Origin of the sequence: Bacillus sp. AY3-1 (assembly GCF_008368785.1) — a bacterium.
Classification (GTDB): Bacteria; Bacillota; Bacilli; order Bacillales; family Bacillaceae_G; genus Bacillus_A; species Bacillus_A wiedmannii.
Window position 1 is genome coordinate 36,754 of the sequence record NZ_QORZ01000021.1, and the last position, 15,582, is coordinate 52,335.

Genomic DNA, 15,582 nt, shown 5'->3' on the forward strand with positions numbered 1-15,582 from the left:
TGTTATATATGAGAAGGGACCTACTAATAGTACTATTTAGAGAATAAAGATGTAAAAGCTTCTACAATAAATAACTTAACTTCTGGCTTTTCTTCTTCCTCCTCTACTTTTACATACTCATTTTGTTTTTCTTGCTTTTGTTCCACAGGTTTCTCCACTTTTTCCACAGTTTTTGTTTCTTCTTTACTTACAGGTTGTTCTTCTACTTTTGTTTCATTTTTTACTACTTTCTTTTCAGAAGCTGTTACTTTTTTTGCGACTTCCTGCTTTACAGCTTTCTTTTCTTTCACCTCATCCTCTTTTTTCTCTTCTGTATTTACTACTTCTTCATCATCTATTTGTTTTACTTGCTCCTCTTCAGGAGATTCAGCCTTCACAACATGTTCTTCTTTCCTTACAGCTGTACCACTTGAAAAATCTAAGAAACACATCGGTGGAAATAATACACACCACCAGTTTGCCCCTTCCCCTTCCCCAATTGTAATCAATACCGCCTCATATTCCCCTGCTGGATAAATAAAATTACCATATACCTTTGTAGGGAACTTTACATTCTTACTAAATTTCACTTGAAATGAATCTTTACTTCCTTCTTTTTTCAACGTATTTGCCACTGTTTTTTCGATTTCTGGAATATGACCTTGAATGACTTTACGTGCCTCTTCAAATGAAGTTAAATCTGCTACCCATCCATCAATTTGTGCTTTTACTTCATCACGCACTTTGCGCTTTAAAGCCTGATCTTTATCTGAATCACTATTTGCTAAAATCCGTAATCGAACGGCCTCTTTCGGAATAACTGAAGGCCCTTTCGCATCAGCTTTCATATATCCAAACTGCACAAGCAACTGTGCACCAATTAATAATAGAAGAAGATAAGCAATAACTTGTTTTTTCATTTCCTCCACCGTCCCTTCTACAAACAGTGTGGACAGACTTTCATCTTTCTAAACTATTAAATTCAAAATCTATATAAATTTTTCCACAAAAAAATAGAGTAAGGTGTGAACCTTACTCCATCTCTGCAAATACCATACGATCTTTTCCATTAATATCAAAAACAACCTCAACATGAGCATGTGGAAAAGCTTGTTGTAACAACCATTTTACATCCTCACCTTGCCCTACTCCAATTTCAAATGCCACAATTGCTTTCTTCTGCAACACATTCGGCAACTCTTCCATAAAACGGCGATAGAAATCTAATCCGTCTTCACCGCCAACAAGCGCTCTCTTTGGCTCATGCTCTTTCACCACAGGAGAAAGGCCACGCCAATCCTCTTCCGGTATATATGGAGGGTTTGAAACAACAACATCTAACTTTTGACCTGTTTTATAAAATGGTGACAATAAATCACCATGATAGAACGTTACTTCTGCGCCTAAAGTTTTTGCATTTTCTTTTGCAACTTCAATCGACTCTTGTGCAATATCTACCGTATACACATGAAGATTTTTATTTTCTAAAGCAAGCGTAATAGAAATCGCTCCACTACCTGTGCCAATGTCCGCCACATGTAGTTTCTCATCGCCAAAATGACGCTCGATTCTTTCTAACACTCCCACTATAAGCTCTTCTGTTTCCGGTCTTGGTATTAATACTTCTTCATTCACAAAGAACGACCGTCCATAAAACATTTCATAACCAATCATATATTGAATAGGAATACCTTCTACATGCTTGTGAATAAACTCCGTAAAACTTGTTTCTTGTTCCACAGTTATTTCTTCACGCATATTCATGAGCATTCCGGTTCTGTTCGTCTTTAATACATGACAAAGGACAAGTTCTCCCGCATTTTCATCTCGTCCATTTTCCTGTAAAAAAGAAGAAGCCCATTTCAGGGCTTCATAGACACGCATTACTCAGCTGCCTCCATCTTTTGAGCCTGATCTTCCATCACTAAGGCATTGATGAAATCATCTAACTTACCTTGTAAGATTTGATCTAGCTTTTGAATCGTTAAACCGATTCGATGGTCTGTAACGCGGTTTTGCGGGAAATTATACGTACGAATACGCTCTGAACGATCACCCGTACCAACAGCTTGTTTACGGTTTTGATCATACTCAGCTTGCGCTTCTTGTCTAAACTTATCATAAACACGTGCGCGTAATACTTTCATCGCTTTTTCTTTATTCTTGATTTGTGATTTCTCATCCTGACACGATACAACTACACCAGTCGGTAAATGCGTTAAACGTACCGCTGACATCGTTGTATTAACACTTTGTCCACCAGGACCACTAGAAGCAAACGTATCAACACGAACATCTTTTTCATGAATACTAATTTCTACTTCTTCTGCCTCTGGTAATACAGCTACAGTTGCTGTAGATGTATGAATACGTCCACCAGATTCCGTTTCAGGAACACGTTGTACACGGTGAGCACCATTCTCGAATTTCAGCTTCGCGAAAGCACCTTTACCGTTAATCATAAAGATAATCTCTTTATATCCACCTAACTCTGTATAGCTCGCTTCGATAATTTCAGTTTTCCAACCTTGTACCTCAGCATAACGGCTATACATACGATATAAATCACCAGCAAATAAAGCCGCCTCGTCACCACCAGCAGCACCACGAACCTCAACGATAACGTTTTTATCATCATTAGGGTCTTTTGGAACAAGTAAAATTTTCAGACGCTCTGACAATTCTTTATCTTGTCCTTCTAATTCAGAAACCTCTTCTTTTACCATGTCACGCATATCAGCGTCTAACTTATCTTCTAACATTGCTTTTGCATCTCTTAATTGCTCACGAACATCTTTATACTCACGGTACACCTCTACCGTTTCCTGCATATCAGATTGTTCCTTTGAATACTCACGAAGCTTATTCGTATCGCTAATAACCTCTGGATCACTTAACAATTCATTTAACTTCTCATAACGATCTTCTACAGCCTGCAAACGATCTAACACACCATTCACCTCTACATCCTAGTATCTAATACAAATAGTATATGGTACTTAATCAAAAAAACGCAAATTATATTTAAAAGCGCAAGCGGCTTGCTCAGCTCTGACTGCCTAAAGTTCTTAGCTGTACGAAGAGCCGGCCACCAATCTTCATCTATTTTCGAAAAAAACCCGCTCTACATAGCGAGTTTCATTTATCTTTGTTTTGTAGGTACTGCATGACAATGACGACAACGTGGTTCATACGATTCTGAAGCCCCAACTAAAATAATTGGATCATCAAATGCCGCTGGTTCTCCATCGATTAAACGTTGCGTACGACTTGCAGGAGATCCGCATGCAGAACACACTGCCTGCAACTTAGTTACATGTTCAGCAATCGCCATCAGCTGAGGAACTTGTCCAAATGGTAGACCACGGAAATCTTGGTCTAATCCAGCTACAATGACACGATAGCCACGATTTGCCAATACTTGCACCACTTCCACAATGTCCCCATCAAAAAATTGTACCTCATCGATTGCAATAACATCCATTTCTTCTGCTACATGGTTAAATATATCTTTTGAAGCTGAAACAGGAACTGCTTTAACCTTTAATCCATTATGTGATACAACATCTTCTTCACTATAACGATTATCAATACATGGTTTAAATACAATCGCATGTTGTTTCGCAAATTGCGTACGGCGTATACGGCGGATGAGCTCTTCTGATTTTCCAGAAAACATACTCCCGCAAATCACTTCAATCCAACCATTTTGATTCATTAAGTACATTGAGCTCTCCTTTCATCTACTTTCCTAATCCAAAGTAGGGTAAAGGTTTAATATTTTTGCAAAAAAAACAGACAAGCGAATACATACACTTGCCTGTTTTATGTTCTTTATTACTTGATACCGTATTTCTTATTGAAGCGGTCAACACGTCCGTCTGCAGTAGCAAACTTCTGACGTCCAGTGTAGAATGGGTGAGAATCAGAACTGATCTCAATTTTTAGTAATGGATAAGTGTTACCATCTTCCCACTCAACAGTTTCGCTAGAGCCTTTAGTAGACCCGCTTAAGAATTTGAAGCCTGTGTTCGTGTCCATAAATACAACTTTATTGTAATTTGGATGGATTCCTGCTTTCATTCTTTTCATCTCCTTCCGCCCTGAATCATTTTCGAAACAGAGTTTTTCATCTTCAGCTGCTTACACAACTATATTGATGAAACACATATGATGAAATTATAACAAGGCTAACTCCATTTTGCAACTACCTGTTTTTGTCTTTTTAAAAATTAAAAGCACAAGCGGCTCGTTCAGAATCGCAGGACATTGGAGCTCTCGACCTTGAAGCGCTTTTTGCTTCGAGTGAGAGAGTGAAATGACCGGAGATTCTAGCCGCTGGAGCTGGATATAATTAAAAGCACAAGCGGCTCGTTCAGAATCCGGGATACTTCAAACTCTCGACCCAAATATGATTTTTATCTCAAAAAACGAAATTTTTCCCATATATTACTCTCTCTAATATTCCCTTAAAAACATAAAAAAACTCGCTTACCACAAAATAAGCGAGTCCCAATCTTTTCCCTTTACTTAGTTGTTACATATCTTTTTGAGTCTGCAACAATGTTTTGTAAAAATTCTTCATTTGTCTTTGTTTGACGAAGTTTACGTAAGAAACCTTCGACAAAGTCTGGTGTATCACGCATTGTTTTACGAATACCCCATAACTTGTCTAAATGTTCTTTCGGAATTAATAGATCTTCTTTACGTGTACCAGAACGGCGAATATCAATTGCCGGGAAGATACGACGCTCAGCTAATGAACGATCTAAGTGAAGTTCCATATTTCCAGTTCCTTTAAATTCTTCGTAAATTACATCGTCCATACGAGATCCTGTATCAACAAGCGCTGTTGCTAAAATCGTTAAGCTACCGCCTTCTTCAATATTACGTGCAGCTCCAAAGAAACGCTTCGGTCTATGGAAGGCAGCTGGGTCGATACCACCCGATAATGTTCTACCACTTGGCGGAATAACAAGGTTGTAAGCTCGCGCTAAACGGGTAATACTATCCATTAAAATGATAACATCTTTTTTGTGCTCTACAAGACGCATTGCACGTTCTAACACAAGTTCCGCTACTTTAATATGATTTTCTGGCACTTCATCAAAAGTAGAGCTTACAACATCTCCTTTAACAGAACGTTCGATGTCTGTTACTTCCTCTGGACGCTCATCAATTAAAAGTACAATTAATTCAGCTTCCGGGTGATTTGTTGTAACACTGTGTGCGATTTCTTTTAATAGACTTGTTTTACCAGCCTTTGGAGGCGCGACAATTAAACCACGTTGTCCAAATCCAACTGGTGCGATTAAATCCATGATGCGTGTCGGTAACTTTTTCGGTTCCGTTTCCAATTTCATTTGGCGATCTGGGTATAATGGTGTTAATGCAGGGAAATGCACACGCTCTTTTGCTGACTCTGGATCATCTCCGTTTACAGCTTCAACTTGTAATAATCCAAAATAGCGTTCATTTTCTTTCGGAGGTCGTACTTTACCAGAAACCTTGTCTCCATTACGTAAATCGAAACGACGAATTTGCGAAGCTGAGATATAAATATCTTCTGAGCTTGGAGAATAGTTGATAGGACGTAGGAATCCAAATCCTTCTGATTGAATAATTTCTAATACGCCTTCCATGAAGAAGAAACCTTCTTTTTCTGCTCGAGCTTTTAGGATAGCGAAGATTAACTCTTTTTTCGTTAATTTGCTATAATACGAAATCTTAAATTCTTTCGCAAGCTCGTATAACTCTTTTAATTTCATGTTTTCTAATGCTGCAATTGACAAATTCATTCAGACACCACACTTTAACGTTATTCTCTTTTCACATGGGTAAAGGGAAAAAATACGGAAGGCAAATAATTAATAATGAAAGGCAATAAGTTCAAGTAGGGTAATATTCACTATTGTAACCCTTTTATCTAGTTTTAATCAATACGTTGAAACACAAATACAAGAAGCGAAGACAAGAAAATTTGTCTTCGCTTTTATTTAACCTAGTTCCAGTAGCTAGAATGGTCCGGAGCTACAATGCCCTGCGATTCTGAACGAGCCACTTACGCTTTTTATTTAATCCAGTTCCAGCGGCTAGAATCTCCGGTCATTTCACTCTCTCGCTCGAAGCAAAAAGCGCTTCAAGGTCGAGAGCTCCAATGCCCTGCGATTCTGAACGAGCCGCTTGCACTTTTTATTCAATCCAGCTTCAGCAGCTAGAATGGTCGGTGGCTTCACTTCTTCCTACGAGGCAAAAAGCGCCTCTACGTCAGAAGCTCCATCCCCCTCCCATTCTGAACGAGCTGCTTACGCTTTTTACTTAATAACCAAGTTTGGTTTTTTATTCAAGCTATGACGTCCGTCTACGAAGCGTACTGTGCCTGATTTTGCACGCATAACAAGGGATTGTGTTGTTCCTACGCTACCTTTAAATTGAACGCCGCGTAATAGTTCTCCGTCTGTTACGCCTGTTGCCGCAAAGATTGCATCGTCACCTTTTACTAAGTCTTCCATACGAAGAATACGATTTATATCTTCAATACCCATTTTTTTACAACGAGCTAATTCAGCTTCATTTTGAGGCAGAAGCTTTCCGTGGATTTCTCCACCTAAACATTTTAATGCAACTGCTGCTAATACACCCTCAGGTGCTCCACCAGAGCCGAATAAAATATCTACACCTGTGCGATCAAATGCGGTGTTAATTGCTCCAGCCACATCTCCATCGTTAATTAATTTAATACGAGCACCAGCTTTACGAATTTCTTCGATAATCGCTTGATGACGTGGACGGTTTAAAACTGTCGCTACAACATCTTCAATATCTTTATTTTTCGCTTTCGCAACCGCACGTAAGTTATCGATAATAGGCGCATCAATATCGACCGCCCCAACCGCTTCTGGGCCAACCGCGATTTTATCCATGTACATGTCAGGAGCATGTAACAAATTACCATGATCTGCAATTGCAATAACAGCAAGAGCATTCCATCCACCAGCTGCTACGATGTTTGTCCCTTCTAAAGGATCAACCGCAACGTCTACACGTGGTCCATATCCTGTACCTAATTTCTCTCCGATATACAGCATTGGTGCTTCGTCCATCTCGCCTTCACCAATTACAACTGTACCTTTCATCGGGATTGTATCAAATACATCACGCATAGCTGATGTTGCTGCACCGTCTGCCTCATCCTTTTTCCCGCGCCCCATCCAACGCGCTGATGATAATGCTGCAGCCTCTGTTACACGTACTAACTCCATAGATAAACTTCTTTCCACGATAATCCCTCTCCTTTAAGTCTTTATATTTCTGCCGTATTTTGTGAACCGTGTTTCTCTACAAAGTATACTTCCGCAAGTAGTGATGCTTCGCTTCCCCCTTGCGGAAGTATCACTTATGCGTTCTTCATCTCTTCAATTTCTTGACTTGTCATTTGTTCTCGCCAAATGTTTGCGCCAAGACCTTTAAGCTTGTCTACTATATTTTCATAACCTCGATCAATATGCTCAAGTCCGGTTACTTCTGTAATTCCATCCGCCATTAACCCTGCAATAACAAGGGCCGCTCCAGCTCGCAAATCACTCGCTTTCACTTTTGCACCTTGTAATAAAACAGGACCAGTTACAATTGCCGAACGACCTTCCACTTTAATTTGTGCATTCATACGACGTAATTCATCAATGTGTTTAAAGCGTGCGCCGTAAATCGTATCCGTTACAACACCCGTTCCGTGCGCCTTTGTTAAAAGCGTTGTAAATGGTTGTTGTAAATCTGTTGGGAATCCTGGATATACAAGCGTTTTTATATCAACTACTTTTAACCTTCTATTACCGTTCACTGTAATTTGGTCATCGTTCGTTTCAACTTGGACACCAGCTTCTCTTAACTTCGCTGTAACTGACTCTAAATGCTGAGGAATCACATTATCAACCGTTATTTCTCCTCCTGATGCAGCTCCTAAAATCATATACGTACCCGCTTCAATACGATCCGGAATGATCGTATGGTGACAACCGTGCAGTGAATCCACACCATCAATTCGGATTACATCTGTGCCCGCACCTTTAATGCGTGCACCCATGCTTGTTAACAATGTAGCTACATCAATAATCTCTGGTTCTTTCGCTGCGTTTTCAATAACAGTTCTACCTTTCGCTCGCACAGCTGCTAGCATAATATTAATTGTAGCTCCTACACTAACAACATCTAAATAAATACGTGCCCCGCGCAATTCATCTGCTCTTAAATAAATCGCACCCTGTTCATTCGTAACATGTGCACCTAACGCTTCAAATCCTTTAATATGCTGATCAATAGGCCTCGGTCCTAAATGACATCCACCTGGAAGCCCAATAACAGCTTTTTTAAAACGGCCAAGCATCGCACCCATTAAATAATAAGAAGCACGCAATTTTTTCACTTTTCCATTCGGTAAAGGCATTGCAACCATGTTAGAAGGATCGACTATCATCTCTTCCTCCTGTCCATAAGCTACTCTTCCTCCAATTTCCTCTAGCAAGTCTCCTAACATTTTCACGTCCGAAATATTAGGGACACCACCAATAGTTACTGGAGTATCTGCTAAAATTGTCGCTGGAATTAGTGCAACGGCGCTGTTCTTTGCACCACTCACTCGAATTGTTCCATTTAAAGCTCTTCCGCCTTCAATTAGCAATTTTTCCATATTGAGCTCCCTTCTTGTGAATGTATTTACTTTCTATATATTTATAGAAAGCTCCCCTTAAGAATCTCAATCACTCTTTCCACCCTAACACTCAATAAATAGGAAACCATTATCTTCATTTCTCCCGTAGTACGAATAGATAAAGATGAACTATTCATCGAATTTACTTTATCAATTTAGATACATTATCACATTTATTAATAGGACTATGCACATTATTTTCTATTTCAAAAACAAAATGATAAAAATCTTTAGACTTGTTCACGCTTTCATTATACAACGAAAGGAAACCGTCTAAAAGACTAGACGGTTTCCAAAACGGAATTTTATTCTTACGCTTTACCGTTAGAACCGAATTCACGCATTTTACCAGCAACAGTTGCTTTAATAGCGTCGCGGCCAGGTCCAATATATTTACGAGGATCGTAAACTTCTTGGTCTTTGCTTAATGCTTCACGAACAGCTTTTGTAAACTCAATTTGGTTCTCAGTGTTTACGTTAATTTTTGAAGTACCTAAAGAAATAGCTTTTACGATATCAGCAGTTGGGATACCAGTACCACCGTGTAATACTAAAGGTACGCCAGTGAAGTCACGAACTTGTTCCATTTCAGCGAATCCTAAGTTAGGCTCACCTTTGTAAGGACCGTGTACAGAACCTAAAGCTGGAGCTAGGCAATCGATACCTGTTGCTTCAACAAGGTGCTTACACTCTGCTGGATCAGCGTAAATTACGCCTTCAGCGATGATGTCGTCTTCTTGTCCGCCAACTGTTCCAAGCTCAGCTTCAACAGATACGTTACGAGCGTGTGCGTATTCTACTACTTTTTTAGTAGTTTCAACGTTTTCTTCGAATGGGTGGTGAGAAGCGTCGATCATTACAGATGTGAAACCTGCATCGATTGCTTCTTTACATTTTTCGAAGCTTGAACCATGGTCAAGGTGAATCGCTACAGGAACAGTGATGTTCATTTCTTCGATTAAAGCTTTAACCATAGCTACAACTGTTTTGAAACCAGTCATATGACGAGCTGCACCCTCAGATACACCTAGGATTACAGGAGACTTTTCTTCTTCCGCAGCAGCTAAGATAGCTTGAGTCCACTCTAAGTTGTTCATGTTGAATTGACCAACTGCGTATTTTCCTTCTAGTGCTGTGTTTAGCATTTCTTTCATAGAAACTAAAGGCATGGTGAATCCTCCTAAAAAACGTTTTTTGTATCCGATAAGTTCTTATCGCTGGTAGTATGACCAGAATAAGGTAAAATATGTATATTTACATACCGGACTTTTTTCTACACTCAATAGGATAACAACTTGTACTCAAAAACTCAACCGTATTCACCTGCTCATTAGTCCATGTAAACGCTTTTTTCCATATTTTTTATAAAAAATTCATTTTTTACGCCTCTACAGCAAGCTGTTCTCTCACCGCTTGACGAATCTCATCAATATCAAACGGTTTAGCAAAGTGCATTAAAGCTCCTAAATCTTTCGCTTCTTGGATCATATCAAGCTCTCCATAAGCAGTCATTAAAATTACTTTAATACTCTCATCAATTTCCTTTACATGTTTTAAAATCTCTATACCATCCATACCTGGAATTTTCATATCTAACACTACTAAATCTGGATTATCTTTTTTCACGATATCTAAAGCTTGAAATCCATTCGCTGCTTGGAATGTCTGATAACCTTCTTTTTGGAACACTTCATGTAATAACACACGAATGCCATATTGATCATCAACGATTAAAATTTTACCTTCCATAACTCCCAACCTTTCTGTATAAATACAAGATTTAAAGCTTCTTATATCTTAACGATTAATTTTCGCTATTCTTTGGCAAATCCCTTCCTATTCTTTCTTATTTTACCGTTTCCTATTTTGTTATGCTACCCTTCGATTTCACCTTTCTAAAAAAATAAACTATAATGAAAGCCGGTAAACACGTACGAAAGGGAGTAACATTATGTTAAAAATTTTTTCAACTCAATTAAGTGGTTATTTCTCCAGAGTTTCTCAAAAAGAAGAAATGAATATAGAAGATAGCGCCCGTCTACTTGCTCAAGCATTAGTTGGCGACGGTTTCATTTATTTACATGGTACGAATGAAATGGAGGGCGTTGTTGCTGAAGCATTATTCGGTGCTGAGCCAATGAAGCAAGCAAAACGATTATTTGAAAATGGTAAAGAAGTAGAAGTAACTTCTGCAGACCGCGTACTTCTTATTAGCCGTTTTTCAACAGATGAAGAAGTTGTAGCAATGGCAAAAAAACTTCAAGCTGATGGACACTCTATTGTCGGCATCTCTGCTATTCAAGAAGGTACTGAATCACTAGAACAATATACAGATGTACATATTGATACTAAGCTGTTAAAAGGCCTTATTCCAGACGATGAAGGCAATCGCTACGGATTCCCAAGTTTAATGATAGCTTTATTTGCATATCATGGAATCAAATTTACAATCGATGAAATGTTAAATGAATATTAAAAAAAGCGCCCTATTTCAGGCGCTTTTTTTTATTACTTGCTCTCTTTATTCGTAATAGAAGCACTTACGAAGTCATGGAACAATGGTTGTGGACGGTTTGGACGAGATACAAGTTCTGGATGGAACTGTGCTGCCACGAACCAAGGGTGGTCTTTTAATTCAATGATTTCAACTAGACGACCGTCTGGGCTTGTACCAGAGAATACAAATCCTGCTTTTTCCATATCCGGACGGAATTGATTGTTGAACTCATAACGATGACGATGACGCTCATATACAACCGGCTCATTGTAAGCATTGTAAGCATTTGTTTCTTCAGCAAGCTTACATGGGTATAGGCCAAGACGAAGTGTACCACCTAAGTCTTCTACATCTTTTTGTTCTGGTAATAAGTCAATGATTGCATAAGGTGTGTCAGGATTAATTTCAGAAGAGTTAGCTCCTTCTAATCCTAATACGTTACGTGCAAATTCGATTGATGCAAGTTGCATACCTAAGCAAATTCCTAAGAATGGTACTTTGTTTTCACGAGCATATTGAATTGCAACGATTTTACCTTCTACACCACGATCGCCGAATCCACCAGGTACAAGGATACCATCTGTGTCACCAACTAATTCTTGTACGTTCTCTAGTGTTACGTGCTCAGCGTTTACCCATTTCACTTCTACATCTGTGTCGAATGAATAACCCGCATGACGAAGTGCTTCTACAACAGAAATGTATGCATCTTGAAGCTCTACGTATTTACCAACAAGAGCAATTTTTGTTTTCTTAGAAAGGTTACGTACTTTATTAACTAGCGCAGTCCACTCTGTCATATCTGCAGCTGGATTGTCTAATTTTAAGTGATCGCAAACGATTTGGTCCATATTTTGCTCTTGAAGAGATAATGGAACCGCATATAAAGTATCTGCATCGCGTGCTTCGATAACTGCTTTTGTATCAATGTCACAGAATAATGCAAGCTTGTCTTTCATATCTTGAGAAACAGGCAATTCTGTACGAACAACGATAATATTTGGTTGAATACCTAAGCTGCGAAGCTCTTTAACGCTATGTTGCGTTGGTTTTGTTTTCATTTCACCCGCTGCTTTTAAGTACGGGATTAACGTACAGTGAATGTACATTACATTGTCACGACCGATGTCGCTCTTAATTTGACGGATTGCTTCTAAGAATGGTAGAGACTCGATGTCACCAACAGTTCCACCAATTTCTGTAATAACAACGTCCGCGTTTGTTTCGCGACCAGAACGGTATACACGCTCTTTAATTTCGTTAGTAATGTGAGGAATAACCTGAACTGTTCCTCCTAGGTATTCACCACGACGCTCTTTTTGAAGAACTGAAGAGTAAATTTTACCTGTTGTTACGTTGCTGTATTTGTTTAAGTTGATGTCGATGAAACGCTCATAGTGACCAAGGTCTAAATCAGTTTCTGCACCATCATCTGTTACGAATACCTCACCGTGTTGGTATGGGCTCATAGTCCCTGGGTCTACGTTAATGTATGGATCAAACTTTTGAATCGTTACGTTTAAACCACGATTTTTTAAAAGTCTTCCAAGAGATGCTGCTGTAATACCTTTTCCTAAAGACGATACTACACCGCCTGTTACAAAAATATACTTAGTCATGAAAAAGCTCCCTCCTATTTTGCTGTTATATAATCACCGTTGCAAAGCGCAACGTATGTAGATAACACTGTATCCATCTTATTGTTAGACTCTTTTTATTTTCTAAACAAAAAACAAAAAAGAAAATTGCTCCCCTCATCACATAAAGTAATAAGTAGGGAGCAATTTTCTTTTATATTTACACTTTAAAAGTATTATCGTCCTTTTTTAAAGAGCCCAAAAATGATTCTACATGGACGATAATGAAAAGTCAAGAACTACAGTTCTTCCTCTTCTTCTTCTTCAGCTTCAGCTTCATCGTACTCAAGTTCTTCTTCGGCGAAGTCATCGTCATCATCTTCATCTAAATCATCAAGATCATCGTCGTCTCCGTCTTCTTCTTCAAGAACCTTGTCCAAATCTTCTACCTCTTCTTCATTTGCGTCTGCATCGTCGAAGTCTTCATCTTCTTCAATGTAGTCGTCAAAACCGTCCTCTTCAACTTTACGTTTCTTCTTCGGTTTTGGCTGAGGTAAGATTTCTTCATCAATTTGCTCATATGGGTACCAGCTACGTAGTCCCCAACGATTTTCTCCTAAATTAATGAAACGTCCATCGATGTTTAAATCTGTATAAAATTGTGCGAGTTTCGCATTAACTTGCTCTTGAGATAGTCCCAGCACTTGAGCGATTTCTCGAACCAACTCGTTGAATGTCGTTGCTTGTCTTTTATCCCCTAAAACGCTATGTACAACTTCAATCATTGAACATTCTTTTAGCTCTTCTGGTGAATATTGCTTAAAATTCACTTATGCGGCACTTCCTTTCTTCAAATATAACCTTATATATAACGGTCTGCTTAAAAAAATCCATACTATTCATTATAAACAAAAGTCGCACAAATATGCTACAAAAAAAACGGGAAACTTTAATATGATAATAAAATTATAATTTGTCTATTCCTTATTTCGGAAACATATGCGCTCCTTGCAGTACATACCTAATTTGCATTTCTGTATATTCTTCAAGCGTATACAGTTTTTGCAGGGCCCAACGTCTAAATCCCCACATTTGTCCTTGTATGAAAATGTTATGTGCAAGAAGCTGTATCTCTTTTTTATTTAATGTAAATGTCCCATTTTCTGTACACTGCTCTAAAATATTCTCAAACATTCCGACCATTTGAAACTCTTTTTCTAATACATATGGGAGTGATTCTTTCGGTAAAAAACGTACCTCTTGATACATAATTAATACTTCTTCTTGCAATTCATCCATCACTTTAAAATAATTCTTTATCGCTATCTTTAAACTTTCTATACTTCCCTTCTCTGTACACACTACTTCCTCTAATCTTTCTTTTACATGTTCATAAATACTATCACAAACTAAATATAAAACATCATCTTTTGTACGAATATACTCATAAAGTGTTCCAATACTAAACCCAGCCGCCTTCGCAATCTCTCTCGTTGTTGTACGTGGGAACCCTTTTTGCTTAAACAATTGCACCGCACCTTTAATCATTTGTTCACGTCTTAACGCAACTAATTTTTCATCTTTCACGGACGCATGTACATTATGTTTAACCATCCCCTTCACCTCTCTCTATTATTTTTTGGAAGGAAAAAGCGTAGGAAAATACCTACGCCTTTGCTCCTACTTCGTTAACATACGAGAAATTACAAGCCTTTGAATCTCTTGTGTTCCCTCATATATTTGTGTAATCTTTGCATCGCGCATATAACGCTCTACTGGATAATCTTTCGTATAACCGTAACCACCAAATACTTGTACCGCTTCAGTCGTCACCTTCATCGCTGTATCGCCTGCAAATACTTTTGACATCGCTGACTCTTTCCCATACGGAAGCCCTTCCGATTCAAGCCAAGCCGCTTGGTATGTTAGAAGACGTGCCGCCTCCACATCCGTTGCCATATCTGCAAGTTTAAAGCCAATTCCTTGCTGCGCCGCAATTGGTTTCCCAAACTGATGACGCTCTCTTGCATACTCTACAGAAGCATCTAAAGCCCCTTGCGCAATACCGACTGCTTGCGCGGCAATACCATTACGGCCGCCATCTAATGTTTGCATCGCAACTTTAAATCCTTGCCCCTCTTCCCCTAGTAGGTTCTCTACAGGAATACGGCAATCTTCGAACATAATTTCAGTTGTTGGTGAAGAGCGAATCCCTAACTTGCTTTCCTTCTTCCCAACTGAAAATCCTGGTGTATCACTTTCCACAATAAACGCGCTCGTACCACGCTGCTTCGATTCGGGATCAGTTAACGCAAAAACAACATAAATATCAGCAATACCGCCATTTGTAATAAAGATTTTCGATCCATTTAAAATGTAATGGTCTCCATCTCGTTTCGCAGTTGTCCTCATTCCGCCAGCATCTGAACCAGAACTTGGTTCCGTTAAACCGTATGCGCCAATTTTCGCTCCTTCTGCCATCGGTCGTAAAAACTTTTGCTTTTGTTCTTCCGTTCCAAATTTAAAAATTGGCCAACCAGCAAGTGAAGTGTGTGCAGACAGCGTTACACCTGTTGAAGCACAAACACGAGATAATTCTTCGATAGCAATTACATACGCTAAGTAATCGCTTCCAATTCCGCCGTATTCTTCAGGCCACGGAATGCCGGTTAAACCAAGCTCTGCCATTTGATCAAATAGTGCACGATCAAATCTCTCTTCTTCATCACGCTCAGCTGCCGTCGGTGCTACTTCGTTCTTAGCAAAATCCCGAACCATTTTTCTTATCATTTCATGTTCTTCTGATAGTTTAAAATGCATTC

15 protein-coding genes are annotated in these 15,582 nt (G+C 38.9%); 1 reads left to right on the top strand and 14 read right to left on the bottom strand.

Features of this window, described 5'->3' with window-relative positions; all coding sequences use genetic code 11:
* Nucleotides 1-32: 32 nt before the first annotated feature.
* The 10 genes from spoIIR to spo0F all read right to left on the bottom strand — a co-directional run bounded on the left by spoIIR (nucleotide 33) and on the right by spo0F (nucleotide 10,435).
* Entirely contained in the window at nucleotides 33-899 is an 867-nt protein-coding gene (spoIIR, locus tag DN389_RS22225) for a stage II sporulation protein R (protein WP_098189440.1), read from the bottom strand.
* Between the two features lie 112 nt (nucleotides 900-1,011).
* On the bottom strand, nucleotides 1,012-1,863 hold the full coding sequence (prmC, locus tag DN389_RS22230) for a peptide chain release factor N(5)-glutamine methyltransferase (protein WP_001267076.1): 852 nt from the start codon (nucleotides 1,861-1,863) through the stop codon (nucleotides 1,012-1,014).
* Nucleotides 1,863-2,930, bottom strand: coding sequence for a peptide chain release factor 1 (prfA, locus tag DN389_RS22235; RefSeq protein ID WP_002096180.1), 1,068 nt, complete (start codon nucleotides 2,928-2,930; stop codon nucleotides 1,863-1,865). The genes prmC and prfA overlap by 1 nt, the downstream gene beginning before the upstream one ends.
* A 191-nt stretch (nucleotides 2,931-3,121) precedes the next feature.
* On the bottom strand, nucleotides 3,122-3,706 hold the full coding sequence (locus DN389_RS22240; protein ID WP_000281084.1) for a thymidine kinase: 585 nt from the start codon (nucleotides 3,704-3,706) through the stop codon (nucleotides 3,122-3,124).
* A 110-nt stretch (nucleotides 3,707-3,816) separates the two neighbouring features.
* Nucleotides 3,817-4,062: a type B 50S ribosomal protein L31 gene (locus DN389_RS22245; RefSeq protein ID WP_000643447.1), complete on the bottom strand. Its 246-nt coding sequence runs from the start codon at nucleotides 4,060-4,062 to the stop codon at nucleotides 3,817-3,819.
* 443 nt (nucleotides 4,063-4,505) lie between these two features.
* Nucleotides 4,506-5,777, bottom strand: a complete 1,272-nt coding sequence (gene rho / locus DN389_RS22250; protein WP_001053898.1) for a transcription termination factor Rho — start codon at nucleotides 5,775-5,777, stop codon at nucleotides 4,506-4,508.
* A gap of 516 nt (nucleotides 5,778-6,293) precedes the next feature.
* Entirely contained in the window at nucleotides 6,294-7,259 is a 966-nt protein-coding gene (gene glpX, locus DN389_RS22255) for a class II fructose-bisphosphatase (protein ID WP_000442336.1), read from the bottom strand.
* Nucleotides 7,260-7,375: 116 nt separating this feature from the next.
* Complete coding sequence (murA, locus tag DN389_RS22260) at nucleotides 7,376-8,665, bottom strand: UDP-N-acetylglucosamine 1-carboxyvinyltransferase (protein WP_000413258.1); 1,290 nt, start codon at nucleotides 8,663-8,665, stop codon at nucleotides 7,376-7,378.
* 332 nt (nucleotides 8,666-8,997) lie between these two features.
* A complete protein-coding gene (locus tag DN389_RS22265) occupies nucleotides 8,998-9,855 on the bottom strand; it encodes a class II fructose-bisphosphate aldolase (protein ID WP_001131858.1) in 858 nt (285 codons plus the stop codon).
* 211 nt (nucleotides 9,856-10,066) lie between these two features.
* Nucleotides 10,067-10,435: a sporulation initiation phosphotransferase Spo0F gene (spo0F, locus tag DN389_RS22270; protein ID WP_000398593.1), complete on the bottom strand. Its 369-nt coding sequence runs from the start codon at nucleotides 10,433-10,435 to the stop codon at nucleotides 10,067-10,069.
* A gap of 202 nt (nucleotides 10,436-10,637) precedes the next feature.
* Here spo0F and DN389_RS22275 point away from each other — a divergent pair, with 202 nt between their 5' ends.
* A complete protein-coding gene (locus tag DN389_RS22275) occupies nucleotides 10,638-11,162 on the top strand; it encodes a DUF2529 domain-containing protein (RefSeq protein ID WP_000912405.1) in 525 nt (174 codons plus the stop codon).
* 32 nt (nucleotides 11,163-11,194) lie between these two features.
* On the opposite strand, the gene pyrG is transcribed toward DN389_RS22275, so the two are convergent.
* From pyrG to acdA, 4 genes are all read right to left on the bottom strand, one after another.
* On the bottom strand, nucleotides 11,195-12,802 hold the full coding sequence (gene pyrG, locus DN389_RS22280) for a CTP synthase (protein ID WP_046958551.1): 1,608 nt from the start codon (nucleotides 12,800-12,802) through the stop codon (nucleotides 11,195-11,197).
* A 257-nt stretch (nucleotides 12,803-13,059) separates the two neighbouring features.
* Entirely contained in the window at nucleotides 13,060-13,590 is a 531-nt protein-coding gene (gene rpoE / locus DN389_RS22285) for a DNA-directed RNA polymerase subunit delta (protein WP_048542705.1), read from the bottom strand.
* Nucleotides 13,591-13,744: 154 nt separating this feature from the next.
* Entirely contained in the window at nucleotides 13,745-14,374 is a 630-nt protein-coding gene (locus DN389_RS22290; protein WP_048542708.1) for a TetR/AcrR family transcriptional regulator, read from the bottom strand.
* Nucleotides 14,375-14,440: 66 nt separating this feature from the next.
* A complete protein-coding gene (acdA, locus tag DN389_RS22295; protein WP_088064870.1) occupies nucleotides 14,441-15,580 on the bottom strand; it encodes an acyl-CoA dehydrogenase AcdA in 1,140 nt (379 codons plus the stop codon).
* Nucleotides 15,581-15,582: the final 2 nt, after the last annotated feature.